General features: G+C 59.1%; 13 protein-coding genes and 1 pseudogene. 9 read left to right on the top strand and 5 right to left on the bottom strand.

The annotated features are described in order from the left end of the window. Positions 1–25 precede the first annotated feature (25 nt). On the bottom strand, positions 26–1,846 hold the full coding sequence (locus tag AAE484_RS10895; RefSeq protein ID WP_341938418.1) for a DEAD/DEAH box helicase: 1,821 nt from the start codon (positions 1,844–1,846) through the stop codon (positions 26–28). Between the two features lie 612 nt (positions 1,847–2,458). Here AAE484_RS10895 and AAE484_RS10890 point away from each other — a divergent pair. Next, entirely contained in the window at positions 2,459–2,881 is a 423-nt protein-coding gene (locus tag AAE484_RS10890; protein ID WP_341938417.1) for an HIT family protein, read from the top strand. 44 nt (positions 2,882–2,925) lie between these two features. On the opposite strand, the gene AAE484_RS10885 is transcribed toward AAE484_RS10890, so the two are convergent. The 3 genes from AAE484_RS10885 to AAE484_RS10875 all read right to left on the bottom strand — a co-directional run bounded on the left by AAE484_RS10885 (position 2,926) and on the right by AAE484_RS10875 (position 5,810). Beyond that, positions 2,926–3,495, bottom strand: coding sequence for a TMEM165/GDT1 family protein (locus tag AAE484_RS10885; protein WP_341938416.1), 570 nt, complete (start codon positions 3,493–3,495; stop codon positions 2,926–2,928). Between the two features lie 268 nt (positions 3,496–3,763). Beyond that, entirely contained in the window at positions 3,764–4,264 is a 501-nt protein-coding gene (locus AAE484_RS10880; protein WP_341938415.1) for a DUF3806 domain-containing protein, read from the bottom strand. Continuing rightward, positions 4,254–5,810: an FMN-binding glutamate synthase family protein gene (locus tag AAE484_RS10875; protein WP_341938414.1), complete on the bottom strand. Its 1,557-nt coding sequence runs from the start codon at positions 5,808–5,810 to the stop codon at positions 4,254–4,256. The genes AAE484_RS10880 and AAE484_RS10875 overlap by 11 nt, the downstream gene beginning before the upstream one ends. A 151-nt stretch (positions 5,811–5,961) precedes the next feature. Between AAE484_RS10875 and AAE484_RS10870 the strand changes: the two genes are divergently transcribed. The 8 genes and pseudogenes from AAE484_RS10870 (at position 5,962) to AAE484_RS10835 (ending at position 17,431) form a co-directional block, all read left to right on the top strand. Beyond that, positions 5,962–6,714 (top strand): DUF748 domain-containing protein, encoded by a 753-nt coding sequence (locus tag AAE484_RS10870; RefSeq protein ID WP_341938413.1) that lies wholly within the window; start codon positions 5,962–5,964, stop codon positions 6,712–6,714. A 210-nt stretch (positions 6,715–6,924) separates the two neighbouring features. After that, complete coding sequence (locus AAE484_RS10865; protein ID WP_341938412.1) at positions 6,925–8,211, top strand: glycoside hydrolase family 26 protein; 1,287 nt, start codon at positions 6,925–6,927, stop codon at positions 8,209–8,211. Positions 8,212–8,309: 98 nt separating this feature from the next. Beyond that, positions 8,310–10,505 (top strand): lipopolysaccharide kinase InaA family protein, encoded by a 2,196-nt coding sequence (locus AAE484_RS10860; RefSeq protein WP_341938411.1) that lies wholly within the window; start codon positions 8,310–8,312, stop codon positions 10,503–10,505. Positions 10,506–10,796: 291 nt separating this feature from the next. Next, entirely contained in the window at positions 10,797–12,329 is a 1,533-nt protein-coding gene (locus AAE484_RS10855) for a putative bifunctional diguanylate cyclase/phosphodiesterase (protein WP_341938410.1), read from the top strand. An 8-nt stretch (positions 12,330–12,337) separates the two neighbouring features. Further along, entirely contained in the window at positions 12,338–13,846 is a 1,509-nt protein-coding gene (locus tag AAE484_RS10850) for an alpha/beta fold hydrolase (protein WP_341938409.1), read from the top strand. 205 nt (positions 13,847–14,051) lie between these two features. Next, complete coding sequence (locus AAE484_RS10845) at positions 14,052–15,911, top strand: Ig-like domain-containing protein (protein ID WP_341938408.1); 1,860 nt, start codon at positions 14,052–14,054, stop codon at positions 15,909–15,911. Positions 15,912–16,530: 619 nt separating this feature from the next. Beyond that, positions 16,531–17,126, top strand: a pseudogene (locus AAE484_RS10840) (IS3 family transposase); the annotation flags it as partial. Positions 17,127–17,131: 5 nt separating this feature from the next. Then, positions 17,132–17,431, top strand: coding sequence for a hypothetical protein (locus AAE484_RS10835; RefSeq protein WP_445928852.1), 300 nt, complete (start codon positions 17,132–17,134; stop codon positions 17,429–17,431). 33 nt (positions 17,432–17,464) lie between these two features. On the opposite strand, the gene AAE484_RS10830 is transcribed toward AAE484_RS10835, so the two are convergent. Next, a partial coding sequence (locus tag AAE484_RS10830; RefSeq protein WP_341938407.1) for an integrase core domain-containing protein occupies positions 17,465–17,886 on the bottom strand: 422 nt, incomplete at its 5' end.

The following is a 17,886-nucleotide window of genomic DNA, read 5'->3' as shown; positions in this document are numbered from 1 at the left end:
TGAGCCTGACTGCTCATGCTCGTTTCTAGCTGTCGACGTTTTTCGCCCGATAGCCCTTGTTCTTCTGGTCCTTGTGGCGGACCTTTGATTTGGGCTTGGCCGTCTTGCTCTTTGAGTCGAACTTACCGGGGGCGCGCTTGCCCTCGGGCTTGGGGCCGCCCGTGCGGGGCTTCTTGCCGGCCGGCGGACCGTCGTGGCGCGGGCCATTGTCTTCGCTGATGTTCAGCGGACGATTGCGTACCCGGACCTTTTTCAGAACCTGCATGACTTCCGGAGTCATACCCTTGGGCAGATCCACCGTTGAGAACTCGTCAAACAGCTTGATGTGGCCAATGTACTGGCTGTCGATGTTCGCTTCATTGGCGATGGCGCCGACGATGTCGCCAGGACGCACTTCATGGCTGCGGCCCACTTCCAGACGGTAGCGCTGCAGATCGGCATCGTTGACCCGGGCCTTTTTGGGGCCCTTGTTGTCGCGATCGGACTTGCCCAGCACGGCCCGCTCGGATTTGACCGGAGCGAACTTCACCTGCAGCGGACGTTCTTTCTGCAGCAAGTAGGCCATGGCCGAGGCGATTTCTTCCGGTGAGCGATCGTTCTGGTGACTGTAGTCAGCCAGCAGATCGTTGTAGAAGCTCAGGTCGACAGCCGCGTTAAAAACGTCGTCAATCTGCTGTTTGAACTGATCGATCCGGTGGGCCGTCACCGCTTCACCTGTGGGCAGCTCCATGTGCTTGATGGGCTGGCGGGTGGCTTTTTCGATGGTGTACAGCAAACGCTTTTCGCGCGGTGCGACAAACAGAATCGCCTTGCCAGTGCGGCCCGCACGGCCGGTACGGCCAATACGGTGAACGTAGGCTTCACTGTCGTAGGGAATGTCGTAGTTCAGCACGTGGCTGACACGCTCCACGTCGATGCCGCGGGCGGCCACATCGGTGGCAACGACGATATCCAGCTTGCCGGATTTGAGTCGCTCAATGGTGCGCTCGCGCAGCTGCTGGTTCATGTCACCGTTCAGTGCCGAGGCGGCGTAGCCTCGCGCTTCCAGTTTCTCCGCCAGCTCGACGGTGGCGTTCTTGGTGCGGGCAAAGATGATCATGCCCTCGAACGGCTCGACTTCCAGAATGCGGGTCAGGGCATCGAGTTTGTTGGTGCCACTGACCATCCAGTAGACCTGCTCGATGTTTTCTCCGGTCGCTGTGCTGCTCTTGATGCGGATTTCGTGCGGGTTGTTCAGATGTTTGCTTGCGACATTTTTGATCTGCTTGGGCATGGTAGCCGAGAAGAGGGCGGTCTGCCGCTCTTTTGGGGTATGCTCCAGAATCCACTCGACGTCGTCGATAAAGCCCATGCGCAGCATTTCGTCGGCTTCGTCCAGCACCAGGCTCTGCAGCTTGGAGATGTCCAGAGTGCCGCGACGCAGGTGATCCATGACCCGGCCGGGGGTGCCCACGACCACTTGTGCGCCGCGCTTCAATTGGCGCAGCTGACCGGCCATGTCACTGCCGCCGTAGATGGGCACAACCTGAAAGTTGGGAATGTTGCTGGCGTAGCGTTTGAACGCCTCGGCGACCTGGATGGCCAATTCTCGGGTCGGTGCGAGCACCAGAATCTGCGGCTGGCGCTGTTCGGTGTTCAGGCGCGAGAGCAGGGGTAGAGCGAACGCGGCGGTTTTGCCGGTGCCGGTCTGCGCCATGCCCACGATGTCCCGGCCTTCCAGCAGCGGCGGGATGGCGGCGGCCTGGATGGGGGAGGGTTGTTCGTAGCCAACGGACTGGATGGCCTGGAGGACGTATTCGGACAGGCCCAGTTCGGTAAAGAGCAGGTCGGTGGTTTCTTCGGACATAGAGGTAAAGCCTTCTAATCAATAGACGCGCGGCAGCTTGGCAGCGGGAATGGGCGCGGCGTTTTTCAGGGGGTGGTGGTCAGAGGGTGCGATCTCGTTGGTTCCGGTACTTTATCGCGGCACAGTGTCGGCGGTGGGGGTTGTTACCCCCGGGCTGGTTGTTGTGACCAGCCGGGCCGTGGGGCTATTGATCATAGCCTGGACCTTCCTTGTCGACTCAGTTATGCCCCGCAACACCATTTCCCCAAACGCATAGAGGGCTTTACTGAAGAGGGGCGGAGTATAGGGGGTTATGCTTGTTGATGCCAGTATTTTTTGTAGGGTAGGGCGGCTGTAACCCGGCTCGGGAGGCGGTGCATTGTTTCAAGACACGCGGTGAATACGTCCCTGTACGCTCGAGAGCGCGAGTCCCTCGGCTCACGGTCTTGAAACAATGCACCCCCTCCCGAGCCTCCCGTAGGGCGGATAAGCGTCAAGCGCATCCGCCGCAGCGGCTGGAGCCAGGGAACGGTCCCTAGGCTCACGGTCTTGAAACAGTGCACCCCCCTCCCGAGCCTCCTGCAATGGTATCCTGAGCGTTTACAACAGGCCCGATCGTAGAAGGAGGATTGTATGCCAAGCGTATTCAGCAAGATCATCGCCGGTGATATTCCCGGTCACTTTGTCTGGAAAGACGACCAGGCGGTGGTGTTCATGACCATCGAGCCCATTCGCGAGGGGCATGTGCTGGTGGTGCCCCGGGAGGAGGTGGATCATTGGGATGATCTGCCGCCGGCGCTCCTGGCGCATCTGATCAAGGTGAGTCAGGCGGTGGCCAAGGGGCTGAAGGAGGCGTATCCGGCCAAACGGGTGGGGATGATGATTGCCGGCCTGGAAGTGCCGCACACGCATATTCATCTGGCGCCCATGGACTCGATGGGGGATTTGAGCTTTGAGCACGCGCACAGTGTTGAGGCCGCCGCGCTTGCCGCGGCGGCGAAGCGTATTCGGGCGGTCCTGGTGAAGCAGGGTCACGCCGAGGCGCAGCTGGACTAGCCGCCGGAGGAGCCGGGATGCTCTATGCTCTGCCCGGCTTTGCGTCAGATCTGGCCGTTGGTGCGAAGCAGGGTGAGCACCGCCAGTGCGATAAACAGCACACAGGCGACGGCTCGGGCGTAGCTCAGGGGCACCCGCTCCAGGAGCCAGCGCCCGGCGAACAGCACCGGGATGTTGGCCAGTAGCATGCCCAGGGTGGTTCCGATGATCACGGCGGCCAGGGCGTCGTATTTGGCGGCCAGGACGACGGTGGCCACTTGGGTCTTGTCGCCAATCTCGGCCAGGAAAAACAGGATGAGCGTGGCAATGAAGGGCCCGTAGCGCTGAAAGCGGCCGTTTTGATCTTCGGCCTTGTCGGGGATCAGGGTCCAGAGGGCCACGGCGAGAAAACTGCCGCTGATGATCCAGGGGATCCAGTGCTCGGGAATCAGGCCGGCAATCCAGGCGCCGAGCCAGGCCGAGAGGGCGTGGTTGATCAGGGTGGCGACCAGGATGCCAGCGCCAATGGCGTAGGGGCGATGGTAGCGGGATATGAGTAGCAGGGCGAGCAATTGGGTTTTGTCGCCAATCTCCGCCAGAGCTACGGCCAACGTGGAGCTGATCAGAGCTTCCATTGATCACATCGTCCGGGCGGGGCTGAAAACCAGAGATACACAGGCCGCCCCGCCGGGAGAGGCCTGTGTATCTCAGGTCTCACCAGCCTGATCAGTGGCACAGCGGTGCTGTCTGATCAGGTGCCGCTGCCATGCGCTGTGACGCAATTATGTTGACAGTGGCGCCAACCCTGAGCCGGGTTGGCCGGTTACTCCCCCGAGAGAGGGCTGCATTTTAGGCAAGAATGATAGAGCAAGTCAAATGGGAGCCGTTTTCAATTGGCGCCTGTCAAGCGCCCCCGTAGGGCTGCTCGGGCAACAGCGGCTCTACCATTTCCATTGCGTCCCGGTATATTTTTTTCACGTCCGGTTTCAGGCCCACTGACATACGGCGGGAGAGCATGGTGATGGGGAAGAGACATTGCTCCGTCCCCTCCACACAGAGCGCGCGGCTGCGCCCCTTTTCGTCTTCGTAGACTTTCCACTCCAGTTCGTCCACTTCCTTGACCATGACATTGCCCAGCACGGCGCCCATGGCCTGCATCAGCAGTCGGTCGTCCTGCGGGACCAGATCCCGGTCGATAATGCGTTGCAGAGTGTCCAGGTCGGATTTGTCCTCGCGTATCTGGCTGCCAACGCGCTGGCGGGCCAGGTCATCCACTTTTTTGACCTGTTGCGCCATGTGGTTGCGGTCCATCCAGGAAAAGTCGCTGATCTCGGCTTCGTCGGCCTGGGCCGGCAACCAACCAAACAGTAACAGGGCAATGCAAAAGCGCACACTAGGCGTCATGGTTAACCTCTTTCGATGATGGCGACTCTGATGACGCCTGGGCGTCATTGTCTATCAGAGTGATGGGTTCGGGGTAGAGTTCATTCAAGGGTGCGGACAGACCGTTATTCAGGGCCATATGAACATGCCGGCGATGGAGGAGCCGGGGTTCAGACACGCCGCAGGCGTGGGCGATCAGCCCCACGCTGTAGGTCAGGTTGCGCTGGTAGTTGGCGACGCGCTGGGCCTTGTCGGTCGGGTCCAGCCCCTTTTGCAATTTCGGGTCGTGGGTGGTCACCCCGGTGGGGCAGGTGTTTTTGTGGCATTGCATCGCCTGAATACAGCCGAGGGAGAACATGAATCCCCGGGCGCTGGTGACAAAATCGGCACCACAGGCAATAGCCCAGGCCACCATGGAAGGGTTCACCAGCTTGCCCGAGGCGATCACGCGAATGCGCTCCTTCAGCCCCGCCTCCTGCAACAGATCGCACAGCCAGGGCAGGCTCTCTTTCAACGGCAGCCCGACATAGTCCATCAACGGCTGGGGCGAGGCGCCGGTACCGCCATCCGCGCTGTCCAGGGTGATGAAGTCCGGTGCGCGGTCAATGCCCCGGGCCCGAATGCCGTCAACCAGGTCGTGCAGCCACTGCTTGTCACCGAGTACGGCCTTGAAGCCGACGGGCTTGCCGGTGACCTGGCGAATCCGGTCAATCATGTCCAGCAGATCCTCAGCCGAGCGGATATCGGGGTGACCGTTCGGGCTGATGGAGGGGTGACCTTCAGGAATGCCCCGGATGGCGGCGATTTCGGCCGAGACTTTCTCTCCGGGCAGAATGCCGCCCTTGCCCGGCTTGGCGCCCTGGCTGAGCTTGATTTCAAACATCTTGACGGCGTCCTGTTCCGCCAGTGCCTTGAGGCGCTCGTCGGACAGCTGGCCATTCAGGTCGCGCGCGCCGTATTTTGCCGTGCCCAGCTGGAACACCAGGTCACAACCGCCCTCAAGATGGTAGGGTGACAGACCGCCTTCGCCGGTATTGAGCCAGCAGCCGGCCTGCGCTGCACCTCGTGACAGGGCGAGCACGGCGGGGCGCGAAATGGCCCCATAGCTCATCCCGGAAATATGAAAGAAGGCGCTGGTGGTGTAGGGTTGCCGGCAGTAGGGGCCAATGGTCACCGCCGAGGGGCGCGAGGCGTCCTGTTCCAGAGTGGGGAATGCGGAATTGAGAAACAGCACCGTGCCCGGCGGGTTCAGGTCGCGGGTAGAACCAAAGCCCAGGTTCAGATCCAGATTCTTCGCGGCGCGATACACCCAGGCGCGCTCGGCGCGATTGAAGGGCATCTCTTCCCGATCCATGGCAAAAAAGTATTGCCGAAAAAATTCTCCCAGATGTTCAAACCAATAGCGGAACCGGCCAATCACCGGATAGTTGCGCCGGATAGTGTGGCGGCGCTGGGTTACGTCAGTCACGTACATGACCGCAATCGCCAGTGCAACCAGGCCGATGATCACCACAAAAATCAGCACCATTACGGTCAGCAGTTTCAGGGCAAAAATATCGTCAAACATAGAGGCGGGCCTGTACACCGGGAGAAATTTCCAACGCAATTGATTGGCGCTCGTTTTGGCTGGGCGCTATGATAAGGGTTTTAGCGACCCCAATCCATTTTATGGGCCAATCTGAGGATCAGACCCTGGTTCATAGCGAAAAGGAAACCCCATGAAAGCGATAAAAATCATAGTGAGCATTCTGGTGGCCCTGGTGGTTGTCATCGCCATTGCACTGTTCATCGGTCTGAAGAATCTCGATACCCTGGTGGAGGCGGCCATTGAGTCGGTCGGCCCCATGGTGACCAAGACCGACGTGCAGGTTGATCGGGTGAACATCAAGCTGACCGAGGGACGTGGAGACATCCACGGTCTGGCCGTTGCCAATCCCGAGGGTTACTCCGACCGGCCCATCATCAAGGTGAGCCAGGTGGGGCTGGAGATACAGCCCAGCTCCATTACCGAGGACGTCGTGGTCATCCGGGAGATTCTGATCGATGGGGCGGTACTCAACGCCGAGCATCAGGGGGTGAATGACATCAACATCAAGACCCTGCTCGACCAGATGCGCCCCGACAGTCCGGAGGAGCCCCCACAGTCCACCACCGCAAGTCCCGATGTGCGCTTTATGGTGGAGAAGCTCAGCTTTACCGGAGCGACCCTGGATTTGCGCTCCGAGGAGTTGGGCCAGCGAAACCTGACCATGCGCGACATTCAGCTGGAAGAGCTGGGTGACCGGCAGGAGGGCCTGACGCCCGCACAGCTGACCCGCGCCATTCTCAACCCGCTGATGCAGCGGGCGCGCGAGCGGGTGGAGCAGGAACTCAAGTCCGAAGCGGAGGGAGCCCTCAAAGAAGAACTGGAAGAGCGCCTGTCGGAAGAAGATCGCGAGAAAGTTGAGCGGGCCCGCTCCCTGCTGGATTAAAGTCACCACGGGCACGCTGGCTGCTCCCTCTGTCTGATCCACTCCCTGAGCGGGGAGTGGACTCTCTTATTGGTCAATTCACGGTTTTTTTGGAAAGAGGGTTCAGGTTTCTCCTGTAACCGGTTACAATGCAAGCCGTTGTTCGCTCCTTTATTTGTGGCTGAGCGGATAGCAAAACAACAATAGCGATCCTCCAGGCACAGGTGTCATATGCTGCGACTACCCCTTCACATTTCCGCCCAGGGCCTGGCGCCCCGACGTTTTTCCGGGACCCTGGTCAGGGTCTCAATGCGGCTCTCACTCTTTCTTGTGCTCTCATTGGTGGGATGTTCCGCTTCCGAGTCGGAGAAAAATTCCAGACTGGCTGTCACCGGCTCGCCGGGCGAGCCGGTGACGCCGATCGACCCACAGGCCAGTGAGCCCACCCGGGCGCTCATCGGTAATCTGCACCAATTGCAAGGCGAGGCGTTTCTGTTCGGCCACCAGGACAGCCTCGCTTACGGTGTGGAGTGGAAGGAGGAGTCCGGTCGATCGGACGTGAAGGAGGTGACCGGCGATTACCCGGCACTCTATGGCTGGGATGTCGGCCACCTGGAACGCGGTGACTCCGCAAACCTCGACGGCGTAGACTTCGAAGCCATGCAGGGCTGGATGCGTGAGGCCTATCGACGCGGTGGCGTAGTCACCATTTCATGGCATATGACTCACCCTGGCACCGGAGCCGACTCCTGGAATACGCAAACCGGTGCCGGGGCCCTGCTGCCCGGTGGTGAGTGGCACGACGCACTGAAAAAAGCACTGGACCGGTTTGCCGGATTTGTCGACGGGCTCGCCGTCACCACTCCCGAAGGCGAGGTTCACCCTCTACCCGTAATTTTTCGCCCCTGGCACGAGCACAACGGCGACTGGTTCTGGTGGGGCCGGGGCGCGACGGCGGAGGAGGATTACGTCGCCCTTTGGCGTTTTACGGTGGATTATCTGCGGGAAGAGAAGCAGTTGCATAACCTGCTCTATGCCTTCTCGCCCGACCGCAGCCGCCTCGATATGAGCCGCTTTGAATCGCAGTATCTCTATGCATACCCGGGCGATGACTATGTCGACATTCTGGGAATCGATAACTATTGGGACCTGGGGCACGAGGCGAACGAGGCATCCCCCGAGCAGAGCGCCGAGGACTTTCAACAGAGTCTGACCCGGCTGGCTAAGCTGGCCGCCGACAAGGGCAAGCTGCCCGCCATGACCGAGGGCGGGCAGGACACACTGTTCCAGCCCGATTTTTTCACGCAGCGGCTTCTGCCGGGGCTCCTGGCCAACGAATGGACCCGCCAGGTTGCCTATGTTCAGGTGTGGCGCAACGCCAACCGGGAGAAAGAGGATCGGGACCACTTTTATGTCCCCTACAAGGGGCATGAGGCCGCGGAGGACTTTGAGGCGTTTTACCGCCATCCGGCGACCCTGTTCGAGAGTGATCTGCCCGATCTTTATGACCTCGAGTAGGTAGGGGTTCAGCCCCTCGGGACTGGACTTTTCCCGCCCGAGCCGCCATGCTTTGCGCCCCTTGAATGACCCGAATCTTTATGCGTTGGGGAGCGCCTGTGGCCGACCGAGACAATCCGACATTAATGACCCTTGGGCCCTATCGGGCCCAGGTGGCTGATGCCTGCCAGCAACCGGACTTTCTGGAAAGCCTGGCGTCGCTGGCCAGCGCTCTGTCAGGCCCCGATGCACATCTGGTCGCGGCCGCCGGCGATGAGGTGTTTCGCTGGCGCACCCTTATTAATGGCGAGCCCCGCACCCTGGCGGTCAAGCGCTACAAGCGCCAGCCCCGGGTCAAGGACTGGTACGACGCGCGCCGCGGCAGTCCGGCTCAGCGCTCCTTTCAGGCCGCTGACCATCTGCTCGCTCATCAGATCGGTACTCCCAAACCGGTGGCGGTGGTGGAGCGCTGGGACGGTCGCCGTCTGCTGGAGAGCTACTACCTCTGCCTCTTCTGTGAGGCGGAGAGTCTGCGCGAATGCCTCACCGATGTGTACCGCAACAATCCCGACAATGAGGCCATGATCGAGCTGCTCAATCGGGTGGCCCCGGCGGTGCGGGCCATGCACGATGCGGGTTTCATGCACGGTGACATGGGCAATCAGAATATCCTGCTACCCAGGGACCCGGACGGGCGCTGGGCTCAACCGCAATTCATCGACCTCAACCGTGGTCGCATTCTGGAAAAAGTGGGTCCCCGGGAAAGGGCGCGGGATATTGCGCGCCTGACCCTGCCCGGGGAATATCGCAAGTTTTTCAAGTTCATCTACAGCTATCATGACGATGTGGATCCCGAGCTGAACCGGGCCGAGGCGCAGGAGCGGGCGCGTTTTGTGCGTCACCGCAACAGTCGCCACTGGCGCCATCCGCTGCGCAGTCTTAAAACCCTCTTGCGGGGCAAGCCCCTCAACCCCCCGGGGGATTACCCCCACGATCGGGATCTGTGGATCTGGGATGAGAAATCGGCGCAGGCGATGATTGTGCTCTCCCGCGCGGAGAAAAATCGCTGCCGCTCCCGCCGCTACATGTGGTCCATGCTCTGGCACAGTCTGCGGGCCATCCCGGGCGTATACCGACACTATCGCCGCCTGCAGGCGCAGAATTTCAAACAGCCGGTTGGCATGCGCAACGGGGTGGGCGTGGCGCTGCACCCCAAAGCGGATTATATCGGGCCTGAGTTGGCCATGCTGGAGGAGCTGGGTAATCCGCCCGCTCTGGTGCGGTTCTGTCACCACGAAACACCCGAGGATTGGGCGCGAGGGGTTGAGCTTATCGACACGCTCGCGGCCCGAGGGGTCAGCATCATGGTGGCGTTCTTGCAGGATCGGCGCGCCGTGCTGGAGCCGGAGGCGTGGCGAGCGTTTCTTCAGCAGATCATCCCCCGCATTGCCGACAAGGTGGAAGACATCGAGATCGGCCACGCCGTCAACCGGATGAAATGGGGCGTCTGGACCGACCGGGAGTACGGCGCGCTGTTGCAGCCCGCTCTGGAGTTGCAGCGCCAGTACCCGCAGATACGGCTCACCGGGCCGGCCTGCATTGATTTTGAATACAATTACGTTCTGCCCATGCTCAATCAGGTGCCCCGCCAGCAGCCGTTGAGTGCTCTGTCGCATCATCTTTACGTCGACCGTCGAGGGTATCCGGAAAACCCCCAGGGGGCCTTCTCCACCCTGGAGAAGTGCGTGCTGCTCAGAGCCATTGCCCAGTGGTCGTCCCGCAGTGAGGACCGGGTGATCATTTCCGAGGTCAACTGGCCGGTGGTGGGGACCAGTGTCTGGTCGCCGGTCTGTGCCGGCTACGAGGGGCCAGACGCCCGCCGCCATCCTCCCGGTGTGAGCGAAGCCGAGTACGCCAACTATCTGGTGCGTTACCAGGCTATCGCTCTCTGCTCCGGCCATGTGGAGCGGGTGTTCTGGTGGCGGCTGTCGGCGCACGGCTACGGTCTGGTGGATGACCGGGACTCGTGGCGCAAGCGCGCACCCTATCGTGCGTTGAAAGTGTTTCTCGAAACGCTGGGTGAGGCCGAATTTGTCGCCCGGCGTTCCGCGCCGGCGGGCGTCTACGAGCTGGAGTTTCAGACAGCGGAGGCGCGTATATTGTTGGCCTGGCGGCACGATAGCGAAGGACCGCAGGATGAGAGTGCCTACTGGCCTGAGTTCGAGGCGGATGAGGTGTTTGACCTGCTGGGCGAGCCGGTCACCGACACGTGCCTCGGCGCGGAGCCTGTGTACTGGCGCAAGGCGCTCCAGTAAAAGACGGTGCCCGCAGGGCTGCGTTCTCGGTCTGATCTGCCGGCTCTGAGGGGTGATTCCTGCGCGTGTAGCCAGGGGCCGGCATCAGGAGCGCCGAGATGGGCGCTCATAGGGGCAAATCCCGTTTGGTTGGCAGCCCGCAGCGGACACCTGAGCTGAGTATAGCAACCGTGTAGCGCTCTGCTGCCTTCCCGATAGTTTTTTCGGGCGCAAGCAAATCGGGTGATATGGCCGAATTGGTATATGGCTGCTATCCTCAGGGCATCGATGATGCTGCCAGTGATGTGCCCCATGACCCCAGTACGGATTGCGCTGATTTACTTGACTATCGCCTCGCTATGGATACTCCTGTCTGACCGCATGCTGTTCTCCTGGGTTGATGATGACTCCGCCAGCTTCCTGTTCTGGCAGACGGCCAAAGGCTGGCTGTTTGTGATTGCCTCCAGCATCATCATTTACCTGTTGGCCTACCGCCTGAGCTGGTCTCTATCCCGTCAGCTCACGCTCAAGCGCCGCCACCTGGCTCTGGTGCGCCGCAAAGCCTATACGGACTACCTGACAGGGTTGCCCAACCGCCGCTATGGGCTGCGCGTGATGCGCCGTATGCTGCGCCAGGCCGAGCGCAGTGGCCGTGGTTTCTGCGCCATGCTGCTGGACATCGACGATTTCAAACACATCAATGACAATCTCGGCCACCGCGAGGGTGATGAGGTGATTGGTGTTATCGCGAGGCGGCTGAAAGCATCGCTGCACCCGGGCGAACAGATCGTTCGGCAGGGCGGCGACGAGTTTCTGCTGTTGTGCGCCGGTGCTGAGGGGCGCCACCGCATTGCCAGCCGGGCCGGCGAATTGCTGGAATCCCTGACCGAGCCGGTGCACGCCCAAGGCCTGGAGCTGACGGTGACCGCCAGCGCCGGCATTGCCTGTTATCCTGAAGATGGCCAGGACATCAACGAGATAATGCGCAGTGTCGATCTGGCACTGCACCAAAGCAAGCAGTACAAAAACTGTTTCAATTTTTATCAGGCCGCCATGGCCAGCCACATGCAACACCGGTTTGATCTGCAGCAGAAGCTTCGTACCGCCCTGGCAGAAGAACAGTTGACCGTGCACTTCCAGCCGATTTTCGACCCGACGCTGGAGAGATTTACCGGTGCCGAAGCGCTGGTCCGCTGGCCTACCGACTCCGGCTTTATTTCGCCCGGTGAATTCGTTCCGGTGGCCGAACAAAGTGGACAGACTCGGGCCCTGGGATCAATGGTTCTGGAGCGGGCCTTTCGGGAAACCGTCGCGTTGACGCAGGAGCTGGAACGGTCGGTGACCATCTCCGTCAACGTGTCGCCCAAACAGTTTGTCAATGGCTATATCCTCGGTGACCTGCAGCAGGCGTTGGACGCCACCGGCATTGACCCGGCCTGTGTGATTCTGGAAATCACCGAGGGGGTGTTGCTGAGCAACGTACTGGAAACCAGGGATGTGATTGAACAGCTGATCAAACTTGGTGTGGCAATTTCCATGGACGATTTCGGCCAGGGTTACTCCTCGCTGAATTACTTGCGTCAGCATCCGTTCCGTTACGTAAAAATCGATCGCAGCTTCATTGATGGCATGGACCGCTCCTCAAAAGATCGTGCGCTGGTGGAGGCGAGTGTGGCCATGGCCCGCGCGTTGAATTTGCGGGTGGTGGCCGAAGGCGTCGAAACCGAATCCCAGAAACAGGCACTGGTTGCCCTGGGTGTGGACTACCTGCAGGGCTTTCTGTTGGCCCGACCCATGCCGGCGGATGAGTACCGGGCGCTGCTCAGTCGGGAAGCCGTCCATTGAGCTTGTCTGTGTCTCCGCGAACTGGGCTGTTGATCTTTCTGGTGCTGGTTCTGGCCGGTATCGGGCTCTGGTTTTTCCCGGGTGAGTCCCCATCCGAGCGAGCAGAAACCGGAAGTGAATCCGGCTACCGGCTGCGTTTTCATGAATGCGATTTTGATACCTCCTGGCGGGCCGAAGTCCGCTGCGCGACTCTGAAGACCCCGTCGACCGAAATCATTTCGTTTCAGCTGCCGGTAATGATACTTGAGGCCCCCTCGGCCGAGCGTCAGTCCGATCCGGTACTCTATTTACAGGGTGGGCCCGGCGCCCCGGCGGGCATCGATCGGGAGGGGGTAAGGTACTGGCGTTCGTGGATGGAAAACGCCAGGCTGAAACGCGACCTGGTGGTACTGGACCGACGGGGGACGGGCGGCAGCCGACCGGCGCTGGACTGCCCCGAGTACGACGACTTCAGTCGGGAAATATTGCGTGATGACGCCACCTTCGAACGCGAACTGGAAGAGGGGAGTGCGATACTGCGCGAGTGCTTTGCGCGTCTGGAGGCCTCGGGCCGGTTTGCCGCAGAAGCCTTTGGCACGCGTGCCAGCACTCGGGATGTCGTCGGGCTGATGACAGAGCTGGATTTTCGCGAATGGAACCTGATCGGCGTCTCCTATGGCTCCCGCCTGGCGCTCGCGGTTGCGCAAGAGATCAATCAGGCCGACACCTCGGTACGCGTGCGCAGCCTGATACTCGATTCGGTTTACCCTCCCGATCAGGGCGGATTACTGAGTTGGCCCAAGGTGATGACCCAGGGCATTGAACGATTTATCCAGTGGTGCCAGAGCGATGGCGATTGCGCGCCGTCGGAGCGAAACCTGAGCGCGCAACTGGATGCCGCGTTGGAACAACTCAAACGCGATCCACTGTCGGTTTCCATCGATTTCTGGCAGGAGCGCCGCCCCGGCACCGTGGTGATCAACGATCACCGGTTTCTGTCGGCCCTGTTTGCCGCCATCAATCAACTGCGCCGCTGGCCCGAGATACCGAAGGCCCTCGAAGCCGTTCAACAGTCAGACCCCGAGGCGCTGCGGCCGCTGATCGAGCCCTTTGTGAATCAGGCGCTGGATGAGTCTCTGTCCAGCCTGACGTTCATGGCCGTGGACTGCCGGGACCACCGGCTGGGAACGGAAGCGGAATACCAAACGGTGGTGGACGAGCACCCACGTTTTCGCCAGTTTCTGGACCCGCTCTGGCAGTGGCAAAGCTGCCAGTGGCTAGGCTCGGCTGAACAACCGCTGGCGCCTGTCGGGGATCTTTCTGTCCCCACCCTGATGTTGGCGGGCGAGCTGGACCCCATCACCCCGATGACCTGGGCCGAAGAGCTCGCCGAGCAATGGCCCCACAGCCAACTCTATCGGGCAACGACGACCGGTCACTACGTTATTGGGTCAAAGCCCTGTGTTCACACCAGCCTCGCCGATTATCTGGATGATCCCCGGGCGGCCTGGAAACCCGCGTGCGGGAGGAGACAGTAACACACCCCGCTTACCGGGTACCCTTACCCCTACCCTTTGACACGATCTAGCAGCCCGTTCGACATCGACTGCTGGTGTTTCACCCAGTAAGCTACTATATTGACTACTTGAAAGGGTACAGTCCCTTTTTCAGGAAATACCTGTCAAATCAATTTTTGATTTTTACAGGCTAGTGGCTTAAGGATCTTTCTCAAAGGGGGCGTATATGTCGGCTAAATCGAGTATCAGAAATTTTTTTATTATCTTCGTCGCTACCATTCTGAGCTCCTGCGGAGGAGGTTCTTCCGGTGGCGATAGTGGCGGTGGCCAGGTTAACGACCCCGACCCTCCTTCCTCTCCAGTTTTAAGTGCCCTCACTCTTGACGTAAGTGCGACCAATCTCGCTGTTGGAGGAAATGCAGAGATCTCTGTGGTTGCCGAATATTCAGACGGTAGTGAGAAGAACGTTTCCAGCGACGTGGATGCTACGGTTTCCGACGCCGATTCGCTGGAGGTGATAGTCGGAGACCCGATAGTGGTAACGTCACTGGCCTGGGTGGCTTCGCCCACCGTGGAAATCCAGTACCAGGAAGGTGATGTGTCACTAACCGAAACAGTTGAGTTCCAGGTTGCTGCTGCAATAACTGAATTGCAACTCGATCCCTCCGAACTGACCCTGCCAGCTTTGACCCGCCAGACAGTTCAGGTTTACGCCCTCTATGACGATGGTGCCAAAGAAGAGGTTACTGACCAGGTAGAGTGGGGCGTCGGCAACCAAAGCATTGCGACAATCAACTCCAATGCCGAAGGCCAGTACGTCGAAGGTCTTGCCGAGGGTGAAACCTCCATTCGAGCGGAGCTGGCCAGTGAAAGCGTTGCAGCCCGGATTTTGGTGACCTCACCCATTGTCGAGGCACTGATCATTGAAGCGCCGCTCTCTATGCACTTGGCCGAACCCCGGCAGCTGAAAGCCATTGCGCACTATCAAGGCGGCCAGGAGCTGGACGTTACCTCCGACGCTATCTGGTCAAGCAGCAACACGAACGTCGCCACGGTAGACAATGAAAGCTCTCCAGGGCGAGTGTCGCCAGTTTCCGCCGGGAATGTCACCATTTCGGCATCCCTGGGCGAGATCACCAGTGGTCAGCCGATCGAGGTATTGGCCGCCGTGCTGACGTCGATTGCTATTACTCCGGAATCTGCCTCGAGCGCAGTGGGCCAGAACACTCAGTTTGAAGTTGCCGGCTCCTACGACGACGGGAGCACAGAAATTTTGACCCCCGCAGTCGAATGGTCGTTTTCAGACCCCAGCCTGGTAGAGCTGGATGCTGAAACTCCGGGCCTGATTGCAGCCATCGCCGAGGGCACAACAGGGGTGACGGCGCTCATTGGAGAATTTCAGGCGACTGCGACGCTGGATATTGCGCCTAAGCCCGATGGTCCCGCCAGTATCACTCTTACGGCTACCCCGAACGTTATTTTGGATGATGGCATTGATCAGACGGTTTTGGGAGCCAGAGTCATTCCCAACAGTCCGGACGGCGAGATTGAAAATGGAACAGAGGTGGTGCTTTCCGCCGATAGCGACGCTCTGGCGCTTGAGGAAACACAGTTAACTACCCTGGATGCAAGGGTAAGCACCAACGGAACCGGAAGTGAAGCGGTAGGCTTTGTCAACATAACGGCCCAGGTTCCGGGCACTAACGCCCAAGGCACTGTAAAGCTTGGGGTGGTAGAGACTTTCCTGCAGGTTGTTTTAGGGGTTTCTTCCTCGAATGTTGAACTCGTGGACAATGTCTATCAAGAAGGGTCATCGTTTACTTTTCAGATAACAAACACTTCCAACCGGGACTTTGAATTACGGCAAGCGCAAATACGCAATGGAACGACCATTCTTGCTACTATCGAAGCCAGCGATTCTCCGGAGTTGCTTAATGATGGAGTGCTGCTTGGTGGAGGAGAAATGGGGCTCACCTATACTCTGCAACAGTCTATAACGGTAGAAGAAGGCGAGAATATTAGCTTTACCTACACCCTATACGATCCCCCGACAACGCAGGTATTTCGGGAAAGGGCCAATTATTGAATAAGAGGGCATTGATCGCTTTATATCTGAGGAAGTGAGTGTCAATCTTTTACCCATATAAGCCATCCCGATTAGGGGTGGCTTTCGAATTTGGCTCCGCCTGCTGGGCTCGAACCAGCGCCCCAATGATTAACAGTCCAGCCAGGATAGTCGGTTGATGTAAGAATGCCTCAATAATCAATGAGTTACAATGAGTAGGGGGGAGCTAGATTTAGCCGAATTTAGTGGCTAAGTGTGCTTGAACTGGTCCAGATGACTAGCTAGTGCCCATCCATAAACGGCTAAGATTCTGATAAAAAAGGGAAAATATCGCGTGGAGGGTTAAAAAAGGCACTAATGCTTTGTAGAATTGTTTTCGACCAAGAAAGCAAAATCCAAAACAAAGTGCCTTACCAAGCGAGAATCCCGCACGGCACAAAGCAGTTTATTTGATCTGTGCTCGCCACACAAGTTTGGCGCGTTCCTCAGCGATCTATCGCGGGTGTTGGACGCTCATCCGGAGATACTCCCTTTACTGGAAGAGGATTTCCGCTCTGAAAGGATGCAGGCGACGGGACGCAAAGGCCTTTCTGTTGAGAGCACGTGATCCCTACCAGCAAAACTAGGCACTCGACTTAGCGAGGATTTGGTGCCCAAGGCCGCCAAGCGCTTTAAAGTCATCACAGACAGTGATCACTCGCTGCCTGTCGCGCCTAATCTGCTTTTTCCGCAGAGCACCCCAATCAGGAGTGGGCCGGCGACATCACCTACCTGTACACAACAGAGGGGTGGCTCTACCTGGCAGTCATGATTGACTTGCATTCGCGCTCGGTCATTGGCTGGTCCATGAGCGAGCGTATGACCGCTGACCTGGTTAATGACGCCTTACTGATGGCGCTTTGGCAGCGCAAGTTCCCGAAAGGTGTTCTTGTCCATAGCGACAGGGGCGGCCAGTATGCGTCAGGCCTATACCGGGGTACGATCGCCGATCACGGTCTGATACAAAGCATGAGCCGGAAAGGCAACTGCTGGGACAATGCTTGCGTAGAGAGCTTCTTTCACAGCATGAAAGTGGAGGCAATCCAAGACGAACCTTTGATCAACAGAGAAGCCATGCGCCAACGGGTATTCGAATACATCGAAGTCGACTACAATCGAAACAGACGACACAGCGCTTTGGGCTTTGTTAGCCCGGAAGCGCTTGAGAGTGCAACCCTCGCTAAGTCAGGTGTTTAGTTTTGATGGTAGGGATCATTGGCATTCGCAATGGTCACGTCGAGACGGTGCACGCCTACACCAATGACCAGCACCTGATTGATAACTACCATTCGGCCGACCGGCGGGGCCGCTCAGCGGCGCTGAACATGGTGTTGACCTCCACCGGGGCTGCCAAGGCGGTGGCCAAGGCGCTCCCGGAGCTCGACGGCAAGCTCACGGGCAACGCCATCCGTGTGCCCACACCCAATGTATCCATGGATATCTTGTCTCAGACAAACGGATCGTCAGAGTCTGAACGACTTCCTGCAACAGACAGCCGGTAATCCCCCCATTTTTAACAGGGGCCATAAGTAGAGCTAGGCCACAGTGGCCAACTTCTGTTTCGGCGTAAAGCCGCCGAGCGCCATGTTGGGACGCTCGTGATTGTAACTCCATAGCCATTGGGTGGCGAACTCCTGTACTTCAGCGATGCTGTCAAACAAGTATTGCGCCAACCAGTCGTAACGAACGGTCCGGTTGTACCGCTCCACATAGGCGTTCTGCTGAGGCTTGCCCGGCTGAATATGCAACAGCGTAATTCGGTGCCGTTCAGCCCAAGCGATCAGCTCGCCACTGATGTATTCAGGGCCATTGTCACACCGGATCATCGCGGGCTTGCCGCGCCACTCGATAATTTGCTCCAGCGCCCTGGTAACTCGCAGCGCGGGCAGAGACAAGTCGACTTCGATGCCCAAGCCTTCGCGGTTAAAGTCGTCGATCACATTGAGTAGCCGATAGC

It is taken from the genome of Marinimicrobium sp. C2-29, assembly GCF_038419845.1.
Classification (GTDB): Bacteria; Pseudomonadota; Gammaproteobacteria; order Pseudomonadales; family Cellvibrionaceae; genus Marinimicrobium.
This window is presented reverse-complemented; position numbering and strand designations above follow the sequence as displayed.

Excerpts from the sequence above, each read along its gene's own strand:
- AAE484_RS10875 (WP_341938414.1), bottom strand. The coding sequence starts at position 5,810 with ATGTTTGACGATATTTTTGCCCTGAAACTGCTGACCGTAATGGTGCTG.
- AAE484_RS10870 (WP_341938413.1), top strand. The coding sequence starts at position 5,962 with ATGAAAGCGATAAAAATCATAGTGAGCATTCTGGTGGCCCTGGTGGTT.
- AAE484_RS10885 (WP_341938416.1), bottom strand. The coding sequence starts at position 3,495 with ATGGAAGCTCTGATCAGCTCCACGTTGGCCGTAGCTCTGGCGGAGATT.
- AAE484_RS10845 (WP_341938408.1), top strand. The coding sequence starts at position 14,052 with ATGTCGGCTAAATCGAGTATCAGAAATTTTTTTATTATCTTCGTCGCT.
- AAE484_RS10865 (WP_341938412.1), top strand. The coding sequence starts at position 6,925 with ATGCTGCGACTACCCCTTCACATTTCCGCCCAGGGCCTGGCGCCCCGA.
- AAE484_RS10855 (WP_341938410.1), top strand. The coding sequence starts at position 10,797 with ATGACCCCAGTACGGATTGCGCTGATTTACTTGACTATCGCCTCGCTA.
- AAE484_RS10835 (WP_445928852.1), top strand. The coding sequence starts at position 17,132 with ATGGTAGGGATCATTGGCATTCGCAATGGTCACGTCGAGACGGTGCAC.
- AAE484_RS10895 (WP_341938418.1), bottom strand. The coding sequence starts at position 1,846 with ATGTCCGAAGAAACCACCGACCTGCTCTTTACCGAACTGGGCCTGTCC.
- AAE484_RS10890 (WP_341938417.1), top strand. The coding sequence starts at position 2,459 with ATGCCAAGCGTATTCAGCAAGATCATCGCCGGTGATATTCCCGGTCAC.
- AAE484_RS10880 (WP_341938415.1), bottom strand. The coding sequence starts at position 4,264 with ATGACGCCTAGTGTGCGCTTTTGCATTGCCCTGTTACTGTTTGGTTGG.